Genomic DNA, 20,596 nt, shown 5'->3' with positions numbered 1-20,596 from the left:
TATTGATATAGAAGTTACATATTATAAAATAAACATATAAAAAACTTGTTTTTATATGTTTTACTGGATTCCCGCCTTCGCGGGAATGACATAAAACTAGCTGCAACAACGCCACTTTTAATTAGGGATAACGTCCGATTCTCTTAATCTCCCACTCTAACTTAACCCCGCTATCTTCAAATACTTTCTGCCGGACGAAATCACCTAAATCTTCTAAATCCTTAGCGGTAGCATCACCGTTATTTATCATAAAATTACAATGAAGTTCTGACATCGAAGCACCGCCTATTCTATAGCCTCTAAGCCCCGCTTTGTCAATAAGTTCCCAAGATTTACGCCCTTCAGGATTTGCAAAAGTACTACCGCCCGTACGCTCTTTAATAGGCTGTGTAGATGATCTTGCGTTATTTATTTCATTCATCCGTAATAATATATTTTCACTATCGCCTTTATTTATTTTAAAAACAGCTTTGAGAATAATTAAATTCTTTGGTAAATTATTACTGCGATATTTAAAACCGATTTCTTCATTTGTGAATGTTAAAACGTTTCCTGCAAAATCAATCGCTTCAATCTGCACTATAATATCTTTAAATTCAGAGCCATAAGCACCGGCATTCATAGCAACACCGCCGCCGATAGTCCCTGGAATACCTACTAAAAACTCAAAACCGGAAATAGCATTTGCTTGACAAAATGTTGCTAAATTATAATTAAGGCAGCTGCTACCTACTATTAAATGATTATCTATAAACTCAATATTGCTAAAATTCTGACCAAGTTTTATAACGACCCCTTCTATGCCACCGTCTCTTATAATAATATTTGAGCCTGCTCCAAAAGTCTTTATAGGTAATTTTTGCTTATTTTGTATTAAGAAACTTTTTAAATCTTCGCTATCTAAAGGTTTAAAGAAAATTTCAGCATTACCGCCTACTTTAAACCATGTTAAGTGTTTTAAATTATAATCTTTTTTATACTCGCCTTTTACTATCGGTAAAATTAACATATTTAGTCCTGCTATCCGCTTTACTGTCATCTTCACTCTTTGGTCCCCTAGTTCGCTTGACCCTATGTTATACGAACAGATGTCATTCCCGCGAAAGCGGGAATGACATAAGAGCCATGCAACAAGACCGGTCAAACCACGGTATGACAGCTGAAGCCACGGGATGACAATCTCCCATCTAATTCATTAGCAAAACTTGAAATATTACCTGCTCCCATCATAATTATCATATCACCGGAAGCTGCATTATCTATAATAACTCCAACCGCATCATCTAGCTCTGCTAGAAAATTTGCTTTATCGTGATGTTTATTCTTAGTAATCTTATCAACTAAACTTTGTCCTGTAATTCCTTCTATAGGGTTTTCACCTGCAGCATATATATCAGTAATATAGAGTATATCGGCATCAGCAAAGCAAAGCATAAAATCATCAAATAAATACTGCATTCTTGAATATCTGTGAGGCTGAAAAATAGCAATCACTTTACCGTTTTGTTTATTTGCTATATTTTTAGCCGTCGCAAGCGTTGCTTTGATTTCCTCAGGGTGATGAGCGTAATCATCGATAATTGAGGCCTTATTATATTCAGCTACTTTAGTAAATCTCCTCTTCACTCCTTTAAAATTATTAAAACCGTTTTTAATAGCTTTAATACCGAAATCTAATTCTATCCCAACGGCAATTGCAGCAAGACTATTTAAAATATTATGTCTTCCGGGCGTTGGAATAGTAATTTTTTCAATAATCGTTGTACCTAGTACATTTGGTAGACTAATTTTTACGTCAAAAGTAGAGGAGGCAATATCAGTGTTAATATTAAACGCTATAATATGAGCATCTTCCGAATCGATGCCATAAGTAACAGTCTTTCTTTCAGTAATATCGTCTACTAACTTACGAACTATTTTATGATCGATACAACAAACGGCAAAACCGTAAAACGGCAAATTAGTAATAAAGCTTCTAAAAGCACCAATTAATGTTTCAAAATCTTTATAATAATCTAAATGTTCAGGATCAATGTTAGTTATTATCGCAATAGTTGATGGAATATGAATAAACGTTGCATCCGATTCATCGGCCTCCGCAATTAAATAATTACTTGAACCAAGATATGCATTAGTCGATTTATTATTTATGATCCCACCGTTAATAACCGTAGGACATAAACCGGCTGCCTCAAATAAACAAGCAACTAAAGAAGTAGTAGTGGTTTTACCGTGCGATCCCGAAACTGCTACTGAACATTTTAATCTCATAAGTTCAGCAAGCATGTCCGCACGTCTAATAATTGGAATTTTACGCTCCAAAGCTTCTTTTATTTCAGGATTCTTTGGATTAATTGCCGATGAAATAACAACATACGACACATTGGTAATGTTCTGCTCGGCGTGCCCTAAAAATATTTTAATGCCGTATGACTCAAGCCTTTTAGTATTATAATTTTCTACTAAATCGGAACCTTGTACTTTATAACCTAGATTATGTAATATCTCGGCAATACCGCTCATGCCAACGCCACCGATACCTATAAAATGTATAGTTTCTAAGGTTTGATTAGTTTTTTTTAATTCAAGTAACAGCATCTAAGTTTAATCATTTAAAATTGAGTTCTGCATATAGGTTTTAAGTAACATTGTCAAGCACTAACTGTGTCATACCGCGACTTAATCGCGGTATCCAGTTTAAAATATTAAAATCATTGATATTAAAAGTTATTTTTATGGATACCGTGGTCAAGTCACGGCATGACATCGGAGTCTTTTGCAAGAGCCATGCAACAAAACCGGTTCAGTATGACAATCATTAAACCTCATCCACCCTATCAAATTTTGCTTCGGAATAGAAGTTTCCTTGTAGCCCACCGACTTTTAGATCAATTAAAAATTTAGCTATTTCTCCGTTTTCTACGAATTCAGCTACCGTTTTAATACCTAAATCTTCTGAAATTTTAATTAATCTTTCTACGAAATACCTATTTTGTACATCACTTGTAATACTACGCACATATTTACCGTCAATTTTGATAATATCAATTGGTAAGCTTTGAAGTTGTTTAAAAGAAGTAAAACCCGCACCAAAATCGTCTAATGCAAATTTACATCCGTACTTACGTAGTTTATTAATAAATAAAGTGATTTTATCATAATTCTCATTGAAGGAAGTTTCCGTAATTTCAATAATTAAACGATCCCGAACATTATGAGCTTTTAATAAGTTTTCTGCTATTTCCCATAAAGCTTCATCGCCTGTTCCTATATTTGAAATATTAACGGCTAACATTAAATTTGGGTTGCGGGCAAGTTCATTAACAGTCATTTCTAAAACAATTTGATCAATTATAAAAATTAATCCTTTATTTTCAGCAATAGGGATTATAGGACCTACGGAAATATAAACACCGTTCTCGTCAGGTATACGAAGTAGACATTCATAATAATGAATCTGCATAGTATTGCGATCTATTATAGGCTGATAAGCAAATCGCATAGTCTTTTTTGCTAAGGCTTGTCGTAGTAAGTTAAGCTGAAGATTAGATTTTCTTATATTTTCCAAATCATGTTCTGTACTACTATATTCACGGTAATAATAATTATTATTTTGTGAAAGTAACATATTTAATGTTTTTTCAATTTCTTTAGCATTATTACTTACTTTTGGAAATTTAATACTAGCAATATAACAATTCATATAAATTGCCGGCTTCTGTTCATTAATATAAAGCTGCAAAAATAAATATAATTTTCTAGCAAAATTTTTAATTAAGTCAGAATCAGTAGTATTTAGAATAAATAATATTCTATCTTTCTTTATTTTCTTAAACTTTGAAAAAATATTAAGTTCTTTGCTTACATCTTCAATGATTTGATCTAAATCTTCAATTATAAAATACTTACCCTGCTCTATAAATTCTATTTCATCATAATTAACTAATCTACAAGCAAAACATACGCCTTTTTCCAATTTATCTATCGCATCTTGTAAATCTTTATAATCCGTTATTAATTCCGACATTGCCATGTGTATCATAAAATTATATACTTAAGAATATTAGGACATTTTTACTGTAAATGAAATAAAAATATGAGCCGCATAGAAAGGATACAAGAAAAATTACGTGTGTTAAAACCACATTTCCAAGAAATAATAGATGAAAGCTATAAACATGCTAGTCATTATAACGGGATACACAGCCATATAAAAATAAGAATTTCTGCAGAAACATTACAGGGAAAAAGCCTAATTGCCAATCATCGCACTATTAATAACTTACTTGCCGATGAATTTAATAGCGGCTTGCATGCTTTATCGATAGAGGTACTATGAAAACAAATAATATTTTAAAAGTAGCCGTTGGAGCTAGCAGCGTAGCACAAAAAGCCTTAAATAGTATAACGGATAAAAGCTGTGGCATAATTGAGGATAAAATACTTAAAGGTAATTATGTCACTCGCGAAGAATTTGACAAATTACAAACTTTAGTAATAAAACTCAAGAAAGAATTAGCAGAGTTAAAGAGCAAATAATTAATCAACTAGTTTCAGAATTTTCTATTTTTGCTTTTAGCTCTTCTTCTATAGTTAGCCCTGTTGAATCTGCTATTATATTGACATCTATATCTTTAAGTAACAAGTTCTTTGCTATTTCTATGCTTCTTTCAGCTTTCCCTTTTTCACACTTTTCTTCTAAAGCTATTTCCTCGGCATCTTCCATTAATTTCGCTCTTATATAGGCATCATATTCTTCGGCGGTGAGGTTATGCATTTCTATTATATTGTATGCATCTAATACTTTCTCGCTCTTTATATTTGCAGGTGGGCTGTTTTCTGTTTCTGCACACTTAAATAAATGTAGCCACTCATCTATAGTAGTTTCAAGCTTTTATCAAATTTTTTAAACTCTATAAATACATAGGAAAAATCAAATAAATATTGCTTATTTGTTTTAGTTTCAAGCATTTTATGAAGACTTATACAAGGTACTTCATCATCAAACATTTTAGTCTTAATAAGTGAAATAACTATTACCGGTAATAAATCTTTATGCTTTATTCCTTGTGTAAGTTGCTGTACGTAAGAATGAGCAGAATAATATTGCACTCTTTTTAAGTAATCGCTTTCATTTCTTTTTTGCATCTCGATTATATACCAGCTACCGGCTTCATCTTTAACCTTTAAATCAAATATGCTTTTTGTTCCCTTTATCGAGCATAGGTACTTGCTCTACAGGTATAAATTCTATTGCTTTAATTCTAAGCCCCTCAGGTAGTTCAAGAACTGCATTGATAAATTCCTTGAACCTCTCTAAATCACGAAAGATTTTTTTAAATACACTATCATTAGGGGGATCTAAATATCTTTGCATATTAATTATTACTTTTGGTATTACTCATATTATATAGCTTTTTAAGTAATCAGTAAATAATACCAGAATATGTACTTTTAATAGAATAATTACTGCTATTTTTTAACAAAAATTACGTACTTTGATCCGTTCTAATGGATACGATTGCTGACATGCCGGGAACTAGATTAGCATTTGGGGATTCAAAATCTATTAAAACAGGTACACGTTGTACGCTTTTAGTAAAATTACCGGTAGCATGATCTGGTGGGATTAAGCTAAATTTAGAGCCGGTAGCAGGAGCAATATTACGAATCTTCCCGTAAATTACCTTTTTAGGCAAAGCATCAAATTCAATTTTGACTTTCATGCCGGACTTAAATTTCTGAATTTGTGTTTCTTTAAAATTAGCCTGAATATACATAGTATTATCTTGAACTATAGAAAACAACGCCCTACCCGGTACTATGTAATTTCCGACTTCTAAACTACTATTACCGAATATACCAGGTACCATAGCAATAAGTTTAGTATTTTGTAAGCTCCTTAAGGTTACTTTTTTATTTTCTGTTAGCTCTTTAAGTTTTTCCTGTTCTGCTGCTTTTTCAAGCTCAAGAAGCTGTAAATGTTGCTTAGATATATCTAAATCTAACTGTGCTTGTTTATAATCCGTTTTGGCTTTTTGATATGCGTTTTTAGAATCATCTAACGTTTTAGAGCTAGCAAATTTTGCCTTATTTAATTCCTGCACTCTAATAAAATCTGTTGCAACAATATCAAAGCTTATTTTATTAAGCTTTAATTTTTCAGCTGCTTGCTCTAGGCTAATCTGCCCTATTAAGATTTTTTGCTCTATAATTTCTATATTTTTTATGCAAGCTTCAATAGATGCTTCAAGTGCTGCAAGCTTTGCCTTATAATCTCTATCGTCAATTTCACCTATCAGATCGCCTTTATTAACTTTAGTATTATCGGTAACAAATAACTTTGTTAAAACACCGCTAACTTCAGCACTAACATTTGAAATATCTGCATCTATGTAAGCATTATCCGTGGATTGTGTATTTGCCCAAACATAAATTCTATATCCCAAATAAATAAATATGATTAAGGCTATAATAATTACATATTTAGTAAATGGATGATGTTTATATTTGTCGATAGCTTGTTGTAATGCACTCGGCATAATTAACTTTACCAATACCCTCTATGTTTTAAAAAATAACAAATTGGTATAGAAAGAATATATATAACTGCAATTAACGGCAGTGAATACCATGGATATATGATAAGATTTATAATAACAATAGCAACTAAAATCATTGCAAGCGATAAATATTCAGGTTTAATACTCAAATTTTTTGTTGAGATTGTAGGAAACCTACTAGCAAGTAGAAAAGCTATAATAGCCAAATATATATTAATTGTTATAGTGTGAGTACGGGTATTGATATTTAATAACGTACCGATTTCAAAATCTATCATTACAGGCGTTAAAGCAAGTAAAGCACCGCATGGGGCAGGTACACCGGTAAAAAAATAGTCAGTTTTTTTATCTTGTTTCAGTTGATAAATACCAACGTTAAAGCGAGCTAAACGTAGTGCCATACACACTATAAATAATAACATTACCGCTGATGAAAATACCTTATACTCATATTGTTGAAAAGACCATAAATATATCAGGTAGGCAGGAGCTATACCGAAATTAGCAAAATCGCATAATGAATCAAGCTCTGCACCAAATGGGCTAGCTGCATTTAGCATCCTTGCTATTCTACCATCGAGACCGTCAATAATTGCCGCTACTATAATGCAATATACCGCAAGTTCCCATCTGCTATCCAAAGCAAATTTTATAGAACTCATACCGGTTACTAAACCAAGCAACGTAATAAAGTTGGGAATTAATTTTATTAGAGGTACAGGCTTAGTGATTATAGATTTACGAATTTTTAACAATTTTTATACTCAAAATGTATTTATAACGTCATTGCAAGGAAAAAACAGTGTGGTTGCATGGCTTTCAATGTCTCATTCCTACGAAAGCAGGAATTCAGAAAAAAATAATCTTAATTGGTACAAAAATTATATATTTGATAAAATAAACAGATAAAAAACTTGTTTTTTTACGTTTCACTGGATTCCCGCCTACGCGGGAATGACATAAACAAGCCATGCTTACAGCTGCTCGCAATGACGGTTTTAAAGTTATGAGGCTTACTTCCTCTCAAACTTAAATTCTGTTGTCTTTTTACGTCCAAAATCAGCAATGATAGTTTCACCGCCTATAGCAGTCTGCCCTTTACTCACTAATAAAGCTGTTTTCAACGGTAGATAAACATCTACTCTACTACCGAAACGAATTATACCGTACCGCTCACCCGTTTTAACTTCATTACCCTCTTCTAAATCACAAACTATACGCCTTGCTATAAGTCCGGCTATTTGAACAAAAACAATTTTCTGCCCTTGAGCAGTTTCCATTAATACTGATTGACGCTCATTATAAATACTAGCTTTATCGAGTGAAGCATTAAAAAATTTTCCCGGATTATAATGAAGTGCTAAAATTTTTCCGTTTGCCGGGATTCTATTAACATGGACATTAAAAATATTTAGAAAAATACTAACTCTAATCATTTCCACATCACCAAACCCTAATTCCGGGGGCGGCAATGCTTCCTTAATTTCTTGAATTATTCCATCTGCAGGACTTATTACCAGATCATCACTTATAGGCACAAAGCGATCAGGATTACGGAAAAAATAAATACACCAAGCAGTAGCAATACACCCAATACAGCCAAGTTTTTCATTAAATGATGCTAATAAAAAACTTACTAACGCAAAGCTAGCAATAAATATATATCCTTCGCGGTGAATAATTTTAAATAAATCATTATATTGTTTCATTTTAATCTCTATGAATCTCCTTATTATTTTTAACTATGCCTGCTCTGCTTTATCCTCTTGGTTCTCACTCTCGTCTTCATCTTCGTCTTGAGGGGTAGCTTGGGCTTCTTGCGCAAAACCAAGAGCATATACGCATAAATCCGGGAGTGGAACACCGTTTTTTTTGGCAAGATCATTTAGCTGTGACATTGCTTTCATAACATCATCAGGAATAGTACCGCCTCTTTCGTCAGATAACCATTTTGCTTGAAATTGTAGCGGATGATGCCCTTCTTGAGGCGTACCTATATAAAACTTAAACTTGGCTCTTTGTCCACCAAAGTCGCAGTCAAATTCAAACTCTTTATAATGTGCCATAACTTTATGAATTAATAATTATATTAATATTATTATAACAATAAAAATGCAAATCTAAAATAATTTCTTGTCTAATATTTTTCAAGTTTTTTAGCAATATAACGATTTGAATATAGAAATTTATCGCTAGAATCTATAATTATCCCGCCTGCTTCCTTAATAAAAAGCTCAAATGCATAATATAATGTAAAATTTAATAATGATAAACATATTAAATCCGCTTTACCTGACGCTACAAGCGTAGCCCCGTAGCAAGGAGAACCAAAAGATCTAATATTATCTACCCCTATCTCCTCCAAATCATTATGATTTACATCTTCAATAATTGCTAAACAGTTTTTTAAATCGGCATTATCGGAAACTCTAAGTCTTAATCCTTGATAATTAGAGTTTAAATTATTTTTTTCTATCCAAGCTCCCTTACCTTTTTCAGCATAATAAATTTCATAAAGAGCAGGAAAATATATTACTGTAGAAGTAGGAGTTAAAACTTCTTGATTCCTTTTTAAATAAGTTACGGATATCGCAAAAAAAGGTATGCTTCTGGCGAAATTATTTGGGCTATCTATAGGATTAATTAAAAAAACACTCTCATAATTATTATTTAAATTGAATTTATCCTCCGGAAAAAATAAATATTGTGTATGTTTTTGTAATTCTTCACATAATAAAGTTTTTAATTTTAAATAAGATCGCTTACAAAATTCTTCATTTCTTACAGAATTTTTTTGTAGCATTTCGAGTTCTAAAAAATCTCTATGCAAAAACTTAACAGCTTTACGCAGGACATGAATTAATAAATTAGTTATAGGTTGCATTTGATATTTTTAATTTAAGATATTAGTTTTAGAAATTATGTCGTATGGCTTTAAAAAATCGATACCATTCCTAGCTAAAAGCATTGCCTGAGTGGATGCTGAAGGTCGTCATTGCGAGGAAAAACTGTAAGTTTTGACGAAGCAATCTCAGAATATTTGACGAGATTGCCACGCAGCCTACGGCTGCTTGCAATGACGGGGTGGTATCCACACGGGCAATGCCTTCGCTGGAATGACATCCATAGTTCAATAAAACAGCTTACTTCGCTCGCTCGACATATGTCATATCATCAGTTTTAACAACAATTTTTTCTCCTATTTCTAAATATTGCGGGACCTTAACTTTAATACCGTTTTCTAAAATTGCTGGTTTATAAGAAGCGGTAGCGGTTGCTCCTTTTATTACCGGATCAGTTTCACTAATTTCAAGTATAACAGTTGGAGGAAGCTCAATATTTAAAGGCTTGTCATTATAAAATTCGACTTTAACAATCATATTTTCAGTTAAGAAAGATAATTTTTCTTCTAACATTTCCTTGGGAATATTTATTTGATCAAAATGTTTGGTATCCATTAATACCAAATCATCACCTTCAAAATATAAAAATTGATAATCTTTTTGTTCAAGTGCGGCTTTTTCTAAATAATCGGAAGAACTGAATCTTTCGTTACGCTTTGTCCCTGTTTTTAAATTTTTCATCTCAACTTGTACATAAGCCCCACCTTTCCCAGGTTGAGTATGTTCCGGTGTTTTGCTTACAACCCATAAATCATTATTATAAACCAATATGTTACCTGTTCTAATTGAATTTGCTGAAATTTTCATATATCATACATTTAAGACTTATTAAAGTATAAATATACAAATTATTTCCTTTAAAAACAAGAATTTAATCTTATGACCACAATATTAGTAGTAGATGATATAGAACCCAATATTAAGTTACTAACAGCCAAACTTTTAAAAGAGTATTATACGGTTCTTACTGCAAATAGCGGCAAAGAAGCACTAGCAATTCTTAAAAAGGGAAAAATTGATATTATACTACTTGATGTTATGATGCCGGAAATGGATGGATTTGAGGTATGTAAAACGATAAAAACCGATCCGGAAACTACTCATATACCGGTTGTAATGGTAACTGCACTTTCTGATATTGATGATCGAGTTAAAGGTCTTGAGGCAGGAGCTGATGAGTTTTTAACAAAGCCGATTAACGATACTGCTCTATTTGTAAGACTTAAATCGCTATCTAGAATGAAAAGCTTAATTGATGAGTTAAAGCTTCGTAATAGCACTAATGCATTATTAGGCATAACAAATATCGAAATGCATGACACTTTTACAGATAAAAAAATATTACTAATTAATGATGATGTGGTACAAGCTAAAAATATAAAACAAATGTTACTTAAGATTACCCAAAACGTAAAGGTAATAAGTAATTCCGATGAATTAGATATTATAAATGAATATACCACCGATTTAGTAATTATCAGTAGTACACTCGAAAATGACGATCCTTTGAGGATCAGTGTTATTTTAAGAGGTAAAGCAGAAATAAGCGGCGTAGTAATAATTTTACAAATTGATGAAGACGGTATGCCTTTGGTTGTGAAAGGTATTGAACTCAGTATTAATGATTATTTCGTTTATCCTATAGAGGAAAGCGAATTGCTTGCTAGAATTAGAACACAATTAAGACGTAAGCAATATCAAGATAATTTACGTAATGATCTTGAACAAAGTGTCAATTTAGCAGCTAAAGACGGTCTAACCGGCTTATTTAATCGTCGCTATTTCGATATACATCTCAAACAAATGATTGAGAAAGCTAATAAAGAAAGTATTAAATTATATTTACTTATGTGCGATATCGACAATTTTAAACATGTAAACGATACTTACGGTCATCAAGCAGGTGATAAGGTTTTAACAATTGTATCCCGTATTTTGAAGAATACTCTCAGAGTAACAGACTTAATAGCAAGATTCGGCGGTGAAGAATTTACTATACTCTTAACGGATATAGATATTTCTAAAGCAATTGAAACTGCGGAGAGAGTTAGAGTTAAAATAGAGTATATGGATTTTCACATTGAAGATCAAATTGAACCTTTAAAAACAACTATTTCAATCGGAGTTACGAAATATAAAAAAGAAGAATCAATAGAATCTTTCATTGAACGTGCTGACAAAGCTATGTATGAAGCTAAAACAACGGGTAAAAATAAAGTAGTAAAATTATAATTGATTTTTTAAAGTAAAAAAATAATGAGCAATTCTTCCAAAAAACATCTTGATTTACCATATAGACCAGGAGTCGGCATGATGATATTAAATGCCGATAACCATATATTCGTCGGTAAAAGAATAGATACAAGAATATCTGCATGGCAAATGCCGCAAGGTGGGATAGTTCCCGGCGAAACACCAAGTATTGCAGCAATGCGTGAGATGTTAGAAGAAATAGGCAGCGATAAAGGATATATTATTGCCGAAAGCAAATGCTGGTATAGTTATGATGTACCAAGATTTTTAATACCTAAACTGTGGAACGGTAATTTTCGTGGACAAAAACAACGCTGGTTTTTAATTAGGTTTACCGGAAATAACGAAGATATTAATATAAATACCTCTAATCCGGAATTTGACCAATGGCGTTGGGCATCACTTGATGAACTCTTATCTATTATAATACCGTTTAAACGTAAACTTTACCAAGCCGTCGTAAAAGAATTTGAGTCATTAATTCAGTAAAAATTTTATATATAGTAAAAGAAGTTGAATTATGTTCAATTTCTTTTACTATACTTAATTATTTAGAGCCTCTTGATCCTCTATTTGACCTAGACATGTATTATGTTGATCGCTATCATCATGGTAATCAGAATTTATAATGAAGCATCCGTATCATTGCCTAAAGTAAATACAGCACACTCATTTGTTCCTCTAGACAATAAACTAATATCTTTATCGCAACTAGATTCAATCATATAATATGTACCATCATTCTTTATTAGGTTATAATTATTATCACCAATTATATGTGCAGTAAATGCATTTGCTAGATTAGATATAGTTATATTAGCAATAAAATCCTTCTCTTATATGAAATAAGTTTATAATAAAATTACTTAGACAGTGATTTGTTGTTGTTTCAGTATTTTTTTGATCAATATTATCTTTGCTCCATCTTAAAAAATGTTGTACAGCTTTTTGTGGTCTATATGCATCATATATAATCAGTGAATAACCATCTTTTTGTATCTCAGCTGTACTGCTTTAAGAGCCTTAACAGCTTCTATGGTTAAAATTGCTTCCGGTGCTTTATAACCATCTACCTTTTTACCAACAAAATTTTCATCTGAATAATAATGCATATTTTGAATAATTGTAGGGTCGATATCTTTCAGATACACGAACCCTTTAGGTAAGGATTTAGCATATATTGGAAGAAAGCTCATAAATATAAAAATTAAACTTGTTAAAATCAATTTCATAAAATGCTAGACTTTGTAAAGATTTCTAATTGATTTGTTATTTTGAGATATTTTTTAGTGCAAATCAAATCTTTTTATAGATCTTCACAGAACCTAATATAAAATAGACTCCTTGCATAATCTCTTTCTAAAGGTAATTTGTATGTCGATCCGGTACTCGAATCCTTACATAGATTTGGCTACGCTCCGGTTCTATGTTCCGTGCCTCCTTCAAATTCCTCTTTATAAAATAGGTTATGTAAGAAGTCTAATATTTATCTTATACAAAATTTTATTAAAAACTATGGGACTGTTAACAGTACTATGGTAAACTCAACCCCATTTTGTGACAGGCACGAAGGTAGAGCCTATATATATAACAGACGAGAGGATGAACAAAAAGTTCAAATCAGTTTACTATAGAACTGTCAAAAAGACGAATGAATGGTAGCGAGGGAGGGATTTGAACCCCCGACACACGGATTATGATTCCGTCGCTCTAACCAGCTGAGCTACCCCGCCAGGGGAAAAGTGTTTATATAATTTGTTAAGAAGTGTCATTCTAGATAAAAGCGGTTGCATGGCTTGGAAAATGTACTGAGTGTCATACCGTGGCTTGACCACGGTATCCCCAAAAAAATAGCTTAAAATACTAATAATTTAAATATTTTAAGCTGGATCCCACGATCAAGTCGTGGGATGACAATAAAAAAATTGATCCATGCAACAATTGACTAGCAACTTCTCAAATTTTATCTTAACGTTTAGAGAATTGTGTTTTCTTACGTGCTTTACGTTGTCCGTATTTCTTACGCTCTACTACCCTAGAATCACGTGTTAAAAGGCCGCCTTTACGCAAAATAGCATGAAAATCCGGAGCAGATTTATCTAAAGCTTTAGAAATTCCATGTAAAATAGCACCTTTCTGTCCTGAAATTCCTCCACCTCTAACAGTACAAATTACATCATACTGATCAATAGTTTTTGTTAAGACAAACGGCTGTAAGATAGTTTTCACATAAGTTTCAGAAGGAAAATACTGGGCTATTGTTTTTTTATTAACAACTATTTTTCCTTTTCCTACTTTAAGCCATACTCGTGCTATAGCATTTTTTCTTTTACCTGTAGCATAAAGCTTACCTGAATTATCTATTTTTTCTTTAGGAGTTTTTAATACTAAAGGTTCTTTAGTTAAATGCTTTTCTACTTTTTCTGTTTTAATTTTTAACTCGGGCATATTCTATTACTTTTTATTTTTTGGATTTTGGCTTGCAAAATCATAAACAGTAGGTTGCTGTGCCATATGAGGATGATCACCATTTGCATAAACATACAAATTACTCATTTGCTTAGCACCTAAAGCATTTCTTGTAATCATTCTTTTTACGGCCATTTTAATAACCCTCTCAGGGTGTTTACCACTTAAGATTTTACCTGCCGTAGTATCTTTTATCCCACCTGGAAATCCTGTATATCTGTAATATATTTTTCCGTCTTTGGGATTCGCTTTTTTACCTGTTAATTTTACATGCCCCGCATTTATTATGATTATATTATCACCACAATCTAAATGAGGTGCAAAGCTAGGCTTATGCTTACCGCGTAGCATATTAGCAACTCTGCTAGCGAGTCGTCCTAGTACAATATCTTTTGCGTCTATGACCCACCATTTCTTTTCAATTTCCGATGGCTTTGCCGAGTAAGTTTTCACAATAGTATCTTTTTAATTAGAATTTAAAATTAAAGAATCAAGCAACATATTTAATAGCATTAATACCCGCTATCTGTCAAGCTAAATATAATTTATTTACTTCCGAATATTATTTTTCTATCGGTAGAAAAATATAAATTATTATTTGCTCTTAGCCCATAATAACGAATATTTTTTATAATTTTGACAATATGAGGTATCATGTTTAATCCATTATTATCAACATCAAAACTATATAAAACACCGTTAACGGAAATAACATTTAAACTTCGCTTATTGTTATTATCAACTCCAACAAAAGGTACTAAAAAAGCAGCAGATTTTAGTTTCTTAGGATCTTTTCCATCATTTAAATCAGCTACAAACTTTACTTTCCCTGTTTCAGGATTAAATGCTGCTATTTGTCTAGCATTATTTGTTACAAATAGGCTATTACCGATTAAAGACATTGATTGAATATCCTCGGCATTTACCTGCCAAATCACACTGCCGGTTGCTACATTAAGCTTAATAAGCTTACCAAGACCGGTTGCTATATACAGATTCATATTATCATGAACGGGAGTACATAAAATACTTGATTCGTCAAAATTCGGTATAGCTGTACGATCATTAAGATTTGCAAACTCAAAATTCCATTTTACTTCACCGTTTGTTATATTTAAGGCAAGTATCTGCCCGGAATTATAAGTTACTATTACATTGTCATACTGTACTATCGGCGTCATAAAATAACTAGCCGACAAAATTTCCGCTAGGCTTTCATGTTCCCATACGGTTTTTAAAGTTTCTGCATTTAAAGCAATAGTTTGATTACTGATAGTTTGCACTAAGACAGTATTATCATTGAGCACAATAGGCTTAATTCTAATAATATCCGGAAGTTCTTTTCTAATTATTTCATAACCTGATTTTGCATCTAGCACTACTAACAACCTTGAACCGTATGTTACGTATAATTTTCCGTTATGGTGTAAAATTCCGCCACCTATATAATTATCTTTTTTATGTCTACTTAAATTATAAGACCAAATAATCTTATTTTTCTCTATAGAAAATGCAGAAATATTCGATCTAATATCCAATGCATAAATCATATCACCTATAAAAACCGGCTCGGTAATCGTTTTGCTTCTAGCGAAATTATACTGTTTATTCTTAAGCATATTTGCATTAAATGCATATATATTTGCATTAGAATCTAAATATATAGGCTCATGAGTCTGAATTGCTAATTTAGGAGTCAACTCAACAATATTTTTTACCCTTTTTGGTCCAAGCCCGTTACATGAAATTAAAATAAACGGTAATAACAGAAGTGCTATTTTTTTTGTCATATTTTTCCTTAAGTACGAATTATTATTTATTTAAATTTACAAGCAATGCTTTAGCCTGATCTTTTATTAGATCAGATACATTATTTGAAATTAATAAATTTTTTAGATTTTTTTCTGCTTGCGGTTTCATATTATTCTTAATATCCCACATAGCTTTCATAATAGTTGCTGTAGCCCAAAAAGGTTTTTTCTCGTCATCAAAATAGTTTAAATATTTGATCAATTTCTCTTTATCTTGAACATCTAGATTTTGATCATCAATAACAAGACCACACCATGAAATACGTGCATAAGCAGTAGAAATTTCGGAATATTCTTTATTTTCAATAATTTTATTAAGCAGGTTTTTCGCTTTTGAATATTTTTTTTCTGAAATCTTTATGGCTACTTGTTCTAATGCAGCTATTTCTTTGATTTTAGTATTACTAGTAGTAACTAAATTCTCTAAAGTATTAAAAGCTAATTCTTCATTATCTTTTGTTGTTTCCAAACCAACAGTCTTAACAAGAATATCTCCGTTTTTTTGGTTATTTTTAATTCTTTTATCTTTATTATTATTAATAACAACCATTATAGTAATAGCTATTATAGAAATGATTATTATTATAGGTAAAAGCTTTTTGAAAAAAATTAACCTTTTTTCTTCATTTTGATCACTCAGTACTTCATCCAAAATATCAGTCATATTTTATTATTTTTATTTATTTTTACAGCCAAATTTAATCTTAGCATCTTCTGCCATTTTCTTGGATGCTGCAGTTCTATTAGTTGGAAATTCCTTATCAAGCTTAGCAAGCATATTACATGCTTCCTGAGTTTTTTTTAGTTCACCTAAGGAAAGTGCTAACTTCAATAACCCATCGGAAGATTTTGCTCCTTTCGGTGACTCTTTATAGCCTTTTAAATAGTTAACCGCTGCCCCATTATAGTCTTTTTGTTTAAAAAAGCATTCCCCATACCAGAAATAAGCATTACTAATTAGCGAACTGTTAGGATATTTTTGGATAAAATTTTTAAACTTATCTTTTGCTTCAGTAAGTTTATTATCTTTATAAGCAGCAAGAGCCAAATCGTAAGCTTGCTTATCAGGAGCTATATCCTTATTAACCGCAATAGGTTTTTTAGGAGCATTATCCGGCATATCTTTAAGCAAAGCTATATCAAAAACATCTTGTTTTTTTGAATCACCGGCTTCTAAAACTTCAGTATTTTCTTCTTGATTTGAAATATTTGAGTGCTGCGTTAGCATATCAATTTTATGCTGTAAAACCTCAACTTTACCGATTAGCCTTCTGATTTCTTGTTCCTGTTCATCTAGTCTATTTTCAAAATCATTATTTGCTGCATATTTTAAAGGCTTTCCTTTAATAGTTTCGCTTTCTCCGAAAGAAAACATAGAAAATAAAAAAGTAAATAATAAGACAATCAGTTTCATATATTTTTTAAAAATTTATAATTTTTTTATAATACCGAAAATTTTTTAATATTCCACACAATTTTTTATATTTCAATACTACCGTCATATGTAAAAGTTATTGTTATGGTGGTACCTTCATTTATCTTACTGTGCAAATCAAATTTACCGTTCATAAGTTCAACCAGCTTTTTAGTAAGCGGCAACCCAAGACCGGTACCTTCATATTTTCTACTAAGCTCACTATCAATTTGACCGAACGCCGATAAAGTTTTTGGGATATCTTTTTCCTCAATACCGATACCGGTATCTATAACTTTTATATATACTAATTTTGCTAATTCATCTTTTTCAAGTGCAATAGTAACACTTCCTCCAGAATTTGTAAATTTCACGGCATTTGATAAAAGATTTAAGAATACTTGTTTTAGCCTTTTTGGATCAGCCTTTATAACCACATGCTCTTTCGGTAATCTACTAATTAAAGCCACTTCGGCTTGATCGGCACGAGGCTTAACAAGTATCAGCGAAGAACTAATTAATTTATTTAAATCAAGATCTATACTATCTACTTTTAATTTATCGGCAGAAGCTTTAGAAAGATCTAAAATATCATTAATCATACTAAGCAAATGCTTACCGGCATCATTTATATCTTTAATATAATTTTTACTTTTTTCTGCATCTTTTTCCGACATAAGAATTTCCGAAAAGCCTATTATAGCATTAAGCAGTGTACGCAATTCATGACTAATATTAGTAAAAAACTTTGTATTTGAAGAGCTGGTTTTTTCTACTTTTATTATTTGAGCTTTTAAATTTCTATTTGTTTCAAGCTGCTCCTCAATAATTTGTCTAGCATAGTTAGTATTACTAATAATTATAGTGCAGAATATTATAAAAATAATGATAAAAGTTATAAAAACCTTTTGCTCAAGAGAGGTCATATTTTGCCACTGGCTGGTAATATTAGTGTTAATCTCAAATACTGCATCTATGGGAAAATCTAAATTATTATCTATAACAGGGATATAGCTAGTAACAAAAGAAGCCTCTTCCACTGTTAAATCACTTTCATTTTCTATTACTACCTTTGGTAATAATATATGACTTGTAATACCTTCAAAAGCATCTCGAAGCGGAGCTTTTGAAGTAAAGGATTTTAAAAAAAATTTATCGATTTTTGCGGTAACTATCTCAACCAAACTATCATCCTTATAATTGTCTACACTATACATATGTAACATATTACTAGTGATGAATTTATTACCTTTGAGATCGTAGAGAGAAATATTAATATTAAGATTGGTAAACCATTGAGCGGTAATCTTTGCAAAATTAATAAAATCTTGATCTTGTAATAGTTTTAAATAATCGAATTTATGTAATCTACTGATTACGTTCTGATGAGTATTCCAAATATTATTAGTGTAAAGTTCTACAATTTTAGTATGTTCCAAAGCTACTTGTTTTACTATCATTTCTTTTATCATAAAATAACGATAAAACATCATATTTATGACAATATTAAGAAACAATATAATGAATGACAATCTTACTATATACTTATTATGGTTCATTATAAGACCTAGTAGTTATTTTTAGCTCAACTGATGTCATCCCTGCGGAAGGCTTGCTTGCATACCAAATCGTCATTGCGAGTGACTAAAAGGAGCGTGGCAATCTCATAAACCAAGGTTCCTGAGATTGCGTACGTACAAAACTTACAGTTTTTCCGTAGCTTATGACGAAGAATCTATCCATGCAGTAAAACCGAGAATGATATTATCCTTTCTACTTATCTTCTTGTTTAACTTTCTCTTTTGTTTCCAGCTTCTTATTAATAATCAACCCTGTAATTACATCATAAGCACGAGCAAATTGATAATCTTTTTTGTATAATTCCGATAATTCATTCTCTTCTTGTTTATTATTTTTGGCTTTTGTTTCTTTTTTGCTATCTTTGTTTTTTTCATTATCATTCTTCAAATAATTTTTTAAAGAACTCTCAGAAAAACGCTTATCTATTTTTTTCACTTTTGGATACTCAACTTTCGCCGGTTCAATTAAAATATCAGGCTCTATTCCTTCTGCTTGAATAGAACGACCGCTTGGGGTGTAATATTTAGATATAGTTAGTTTTACGGCAGCCCTAGAATTGATTTGCGTTAAAGCCTGAACTGATCCTTTACCGAAAGACTTAGTGCCAAGTATTATTGCTCTTTTATGATCTTGCAAAGCTCCAGCAACTATTTCCGAGGCAGAGGCAGAATTACCGTTTATTAAAACTATCATAGGTACTTTGGGAGCTTTTAACGAAAACTCATTTGCTTTAGTTTCGCTATTACTTGATGTAGTTCTACCTTTTGTTGTTACAATTACACCGGAATCAATAAAATAATCACTAACGGCAATAGCTTGATCGAGTATACCTCCGGCATTATTACGTAAATCTAGAATTATACCTTTAAGGTCATCTTTACTCTCAGTTTTTAACTTCTTTACTGCTGCCTTCAGCTCAGAAATTGTTGACTCATTAAAAGTAGTTATACGTATATATGCAATATTATTTTTTTCTAAATGTGCTTTTATCGGCTTGATTTTTACTATTTCGCGAGTAAGCTCTAGCTCTTGCGGTTTTGCCTCTTCTTCCTTAATTATCAACAATTTAACCTTAGTACCAGGCGTACCACGCATCTCTTTTATAGCTTTATTAGGACCAAGCGTAGAGACTAACTCGTCATTCACGCCTACTATATAATCCCCGCCTTTAAGCCCTGCTTTGAAAGCCGGCAAATCGTCAATAGGCGATATTATCTTAATTGCTCCGCTATCATACATTATTTCAACACCGATTCCGCCGAATTCACCTTTTGTAAAAGTAAAAATATCTTCTAAATCCTCATCGGTATAATAGCTTGAATGAGGATCAAGTGAGTTTAACATACCGTTAATTGCTTCATCTATCATTTTTTGCCTATCGGGTACCTGTACATAATCCTTTTCGATACGTTCAAATACGTCTTGAAATTGCTTATAAGCTTCCTGATTTGATATTTTATTTTCAGTTTCTTTTTCTCCTTCTGCAAATGCACAAATAGAATTTATAATAAAAAATAGTGTTATAATTAAACGTAATAACATAATACTCCAAATATGTGTGTTTTTTAAGCAAAGCGTCATTGCGAGGAAATTACATAAGTA

At 31.7% G+C, this 20,596-nt stretch carries 23 protein-coding genes, 1 tRNA gene and 2 pseudogenes; 4 read left to right on the top strand and 22 right to left on the bottom strand.

All coding sequences use genetic code 11. The annotated features are described in order from the left end of the window. Window positions 1-121: 121 nt before the first annotated feature. The 3 genes from murB to MCI_RS05685 form a co-directional block, all read right to left on the bottom strand. On the bottom strand, window positions 122-1,009 hold the full coding sequence (murB, locus tag MCI_RS05695; RefSeq protein ID WP_014410040.1) for a UDP-N-acetylmuramate dehydrogenase: 888 nt from the start codon (window positions 1,007-1,009) through the stop codon (window positions 122-124). A 131-nt stretch (window positions 1,010-1,140) separates the two neighbouring features. After that, window positions 1,141-2,598, bottom strand: a complete 1,458-nt coding sequence (murC, locus tag MCI_RS05690; protein WP_014410039.1) for a UDP-N-acetylmuramate--L-alanine ligase — start codon at window positions 2,596-2,598, stop codon at window positions 1,141-1,143. Between the two features lie 220 nt (window positions 2,599-2,818). Next, window positions 2,819-4,042 (bottom strand): EAL domain-containing protein, encoded by a 1,224-nt coding sequence (locus MCI_RS05685; protein WP_014410038.1) that lies wholly within the window; start codon window positions 4,040-4,042, stop codon window positions 2,819-2,821. A 54-nt stretch (window positions 4,043-4,096) separates the two neighbouring features. Here MCI_RS05685 and MCI_RS05680 point away from each other — a divergent pair, with 54 nt between their 5' ends. Continuing rightward, complete coding sequence (locus MCI_RS05680; protein WP_014410037.1) at window positions 4,097-4,339, top strand: BolA family protein; 243 nt, start codon at window positions 4,097-4,099, stop codon at window positions 4,337-4,339. After that, on the top strand, window positions 4,336-4,539 hold the full coding sequence (locus MCI_RS05675) for a hypothetical protein (RefSeq protein ID WP_014410036.1): 204 nt from the start codon (window positions 4,336-4,338) through the stop codon (window positions 4,537-4,539). Before MCI_RS05680 ends, MCI_RS05675 begins: the two co-directional genes overlap by 4 nt. Window positions 4,540-4,543: 4 nt before the next feature. On the opposite strand, the gene MCI_RS10045 is transcribed toward MCI_RS05675, so the two are convergent. The 9 genes from MCI_RS10045 to efp all read right to left on the bottom strand — a co-directional run bounded on the left by MCI_RS10045 (window position 4,544) and on the right by efp (window position 10,273). Continuing rightward, window positions 4,544-4,777, bottom strand: coding sequence for a hypothetical protein (locus tag MCI_RS10045; protein WP_014410035.1), 234 nt, complete (start codon window positions 4,775-4,777; stop codon window positions 4,544-4,546). Between the two features lie 98 nt (window positions 4,778-4,875). After that, complete coding sequence (locus MCI_RS10040) at window positions 4,876-5,154, bottom strand: Rpn family recombination-promoting nuclease/putative transposase (RefSeq protein ID WP_232202762.1); 279 nt, start codon at window positions 5,152-5,154, stop codon at window positions 4,876-4,878. A 37-nt stretch (window positions 5,155-5,191) separates the two neighbouring features. Further along, a complete protein-coding gene (locus tag MCI_RS05660; RefSeq protein WP_014410033.1) occupies window positions 5,192-5,377 on the bottom strand; it encodes a hypothetical protein in 186 nt (61 codons plus the stop codon). A 112-nt stretch (window positions 5,378-5,489) separates the two neighbouring features. Further along, window positions 5,490-6,542 carry an HlyD family secretion protein gene (locus tag MCI_RS05655; RefSeq protein WP_014410032.1) on the bottom strand — a complete coding sequence of 351 codons (1,053 nt, stop codon included), beginning with the start codon at window positions 6,540-6,542 and terminating at the stop codon, window positions 5,490-5,492. Window positions 6,543-6,550: 8 nt separating this feature from the next. Beyond that, complete coding sequence (gene pssA, locus MCI_RS05650) at window positions 6,551-7,318, bottom strand: CDP-diacylglycerol--serine O-phosphatidyltransferase (RefSeq protein WP_014410031.1); 768 nt, start codon at window positions 7,316-7,318, stop codon at window positions 6,551-6,553. 258 nt (window positions 7,319-7,576) lie between these two features. After that, window positions 7,577-8,272, bottom strand: coding sequence for a phosphatidylserine decarboxylase (locus MCI_RS05645; RefSeq protein ID WP_014410030.1), 696 nt, complete (start codon window positions 8,270-8,272; stop codon window positions 7,577-7,579). A 33-nt stretch (window positions 8,273-8,305) separates the two neighbouring features. Then, the gene (locus MCI_RS05640) at window positions 8,306-8,629 is read right to left on the bottom strand and encodes a DUF2610 domain-containing protein (protein WP_014410029.1); all 324 of its coding nucleotides are present in this window, start codon (window positions 8,627-8,629) and stop codon (window positions 8,306-8,308) included. Between the two features lie 71 nt (window positions 8,630-8,700). After that, on the bottom strand, window positions 8,701-9,447 hold the full coding sequence (locus MCI_RS05635; protein WP_014410028.1) for an inositol monophosphatase family protein: 747 nt from the start codon (window positions 9,445-9,447) through the stop codon (window positions 8,701-8,703). Window positions 9,448-9,706: 259 nt separating this feature from the next. After that, window positions 9,707-10,273, bottom strand: a complete 567-nt coding sequence (efp, locus tag MCI_RS05630) for an elongation factor P (RefSeq protein ID WP_014410027.1) — start codon at window positions 10,271-10,273, stop codon at window positions 9,707-9,709. A gap of 72 nt (window positions 10,274-10,345) precedes the next feature. On the opposite strand from efp, the gene MCI_RS05625 reads away from it, so the two are divergent. Both MCI_RS05625 and MCI_RS05620 read left to right on the top strand, forming a co-directional pair. Beyond that, a complete protein-coding gene (locus tag MCI_RS05625) occupies window positions 10,346-11,698 on the top strand; it encodes a PleD family two-component system response regulator (protein WP_014410026.1) in 1,353 nt (450 codons plus the stop codon). Window positions 11,699-11,722: 24 nt separating this feature from the next. Beyond that, window positions 11,723-12,208, top strand: a complete 486-nt coding sequence (locus MCI_RS05620; protein ID WP_014410025.1) for an RNA pyrophosphohydrolase — start codon at window positions 11,723-11,725, stop codon at window positions 12,206-12,208. Between the two features lie 545 nt (window positions 12,209-12,753). Here the strand turns inward: MCI_RS05620 and MCI_RS05615 are convergent. The 10 genes and pseudogenes from MCI_RS05615 to MCI_RS05575 all read right to left on the bottom strand — a co-directional run. Continuing rightward, window positions 12,754-12,951: pseudogene (locus MCI_RS05615) on the bottom strand (D-alanyl-D-alanine dipeptidase); the annotation flags it as partial. 110 nt (window positions 12,952-13,061) lie between these two features. Further along, window positions 13,062-13,205: pseudogene (locus MCI_RS10650) on the bottom strand (palindromic element RPE1 domain-containing protein); the annotation flags it as partial. Between the two features lie 170 nt (window positions 13,206-13,375). Next, window positions 13,376-13,452 (bottom strand) — tRNA-Met (locus tag MCI_RS05610). A 235-nt stretch (window positions 13,453-13,687) separates the two neighbouring features. After that, window positions 13,688-14,167, bottom strand: a complete 480-nt coding sequence (gene rpsI / locus MCI_RS05605; protein WP_014410022.1) for a 30S ribosomal protein S9 — start codon at window positions 14,165-14,167, stop codon at window positions 13,688-13,690. A 6-nt stretch (window positions 14,168-14,173) separates the two neighbouring features. After that, complete coding sequence (gene rplM, locus MCI_RS05600; protein WP_014410021.1) at window positions 14,174-14,641, bottom strand: 50S ribosomal protein L13; 468 nt, start codon at window positions 14,639-14,641, stop codon at window positions 14,174-14,176. A gap of 92 nt (window positions 14,642-14,733) precedes the next feature. Next, entirely contained in the window at window positions 14,734-15,978 is a 1,245-nt protein-coding gene (locus MCI_RS05595; protein WP_014410020.1) for an outer membrane protein assembly factor BamB, read from the bottom strand. Between the two features lie 22 nt (window positions 15,979-16,000). Then, window positions 16,001-16,663 (bottom strand): DUF2659 family protein, encoded by a 663-nt coding sequence (locus MCI_RS05590; RefSeq protein ID WP_014410019.1) that lies wholly within the window; start codon window positions 16,661-16,663, stop codon window positions 16,001-16,003. 12 nt (window positions 16,664-16,675) lie between these two features. Then, complete coding sequence (gene ybgF, locus MCI_RS05585; RefSeq protein ID WP_014410018.1) at window positions 16,676-17,413, bottom strand: tol-pal system protein YbgF; 738 nt, start codon at window positions 17,411-17,413, stop codon at window positions 16,676-16,678. A gap of 65 nt (window positions 17,414-17,478) precedes the next feature. Continuing rightward, the gene (locus MCI_RS05580) at window positions 17,479-18,972 is read right to left on the bottom strand and encodes a sensor histidine kinase (protein WP_014410017.1); all 1,494 of its coding nucleotides are present in this window, start codon (window positions 18,970-18,972) and stop codon (window positions 17,479-17,481) included. Between the two features lie 214 nt (window positions 18,973-19,186). Next, window positions 19,187-20,536 (bottom strand): S41 family peptidase, encoded by a 1,350-nt coding sequence (locus MCI_RS05575; protein ID WP_014410016.1) that lies wholly within the window; start codon window positions 20,534-20,536, stop codon window positions 19,187-19,189. Window positions 20,537-20,596: the final 60 nt, after the last annotated feature.

This window comes from Rickettsia montanensis str. OSU 85-930 (assembly GCF_000284175.1).
In the GTDB taxonomy this organism is placed as follows: Bacteria; Pseudomonadota; Alphaproteobacteria; order Rickettsiales; family Rickettsiaceae; genus Rickettsia; species Rickettsia rickettsii.
This window is presented reverse-complemented; position numbering and strand designations above follow the sequence as displayed.

Coding starts and splice junctions, on each gene's coding strand:
- MCI_RS05680 (WP_014410037.1), top strand. CDS start 4,097: ATGAGCCGCATAGAAAGGATACAAGAAAAATTACGTGTGTTAAAACCA.
- ybgF (WP_014410018.1), bottom strand. CDS start 17,413: ATGAAACTGATTGTCTTATTATTTACTTTTTTATTTTCTATGTTTTCT.
- murB (WP_014410040.1), bottom strand. CDS start 1,009: ATGTTAATTTTACCGATAGTAAAAGGCGAGTATAAAAAAGATTATAAT.
- MCI_RS05595 (WP_014410020.1), bottom strand. CDS start 15,978: ATGACAAAAAAAATAGCACTTCTGTTATTACCGTTTATTTTAATTTCA.
- MCI_RS05625 (WP_014410026.1), top strand. CDS start 10,346: ATGACCACAATATTAGTAGTAGATGATATAGAACCCAATATTAAGTTA.
- MCI_RS10045 (WP_014410035.1), bottom strand. CDS start 4,777: ATGCATAACCTCACCGCCGAAGAATATGATGCCTATATAAGAGCGAAA.
- rpsI (WP_014410022.1), bottom strand. CDS start 14,167: ATGCCCGAGTTAAAAATTAAAACAGAAAAAGTAGAAAAGCATTTAACT.
- MCI_RS05660 (WP_014410033.1), bottom strand. CDS start 5,377: ATGCAAAGATATTTAGATCCCCCTAATGATAGTGTATTTAAAAAAATC.
- MCI_RS05580 (WP_014410017.1), bottom strand. CDS start 18,972: ATGAACCATAATAAGTATATAGTAAGATTGTCATTCATTATATTGTTT.
- MCI_RS05675 (WP_014410036.1), top strand. CDS start 4,336: ATGAAAACAAATAATATTTTAAAAGTAGCCGTTGGAGCTAGCAGCGTA.
- efp (WP_014410027.1), bottom strand. CDS start 10,273: ATGAAAATTTCAGCAAATTCAATTAGAACAGGTAACATATTGGTTTAT.
- MCI_RS05685 (WP_014410038.1), bottom strand. CDS start 4,042: ATGATACACATGGCAATGTCGGAATTAATAACGGATTATAAAGATTTA.
- MCI_RS05635 (WP_014410028.1), bottom strand. CDS start 9,447: ATGCAACCTATAACTAATTTATTAATTCATGTCCTGCGTAAAGCTGTT.
- MCI_RS05575 (WP_014410016.1), bottom strand. CDS start 20,536: ATGTTATTACGTTTAATTATAACACTATTTTTTATTATAAATTCTATT.
- murC (WP_014410039.1), bottom strand. CDS start 2,598: ATGCTGTTACTTGAATTAAAAAAAACTAATCAAACCTTAGAAACTATA.
- MCI_RS05645 (WP_014410030.1), bottom strand. CDS start 8,272: ATGAAACAATATAATGATTTATTTAAAATTATTCACCGCGAAGGATAT.
- MCI_RS05655 (WP_014410032.1), bottom strand. CDS start 6,542: ATGCCGAGTGCATTACAACAAGCTATCGACAAATATAAACATCATCCA.
- MCI_RS05590 (WP_014410019.1), bottom strand. CDS start 16,663: ATGACTGATATTTTGGATGAAGTACTGAGTGATCAAAATGAAGAAAAA.
- MCI_RS05620 (WP_014410025.1), top strand. CDS start 11,723: ATGAGCAATTCTTCCAAAAAACATCTTGATTTACCATATAGACCAGGA.
- MCI_RS05640 (WP_014410029.1), bottom strand. CDS start 8,629: ATGGCACATTATAAAGAGTTTGAATTTGACTGCGACTTTGGTGGACAA.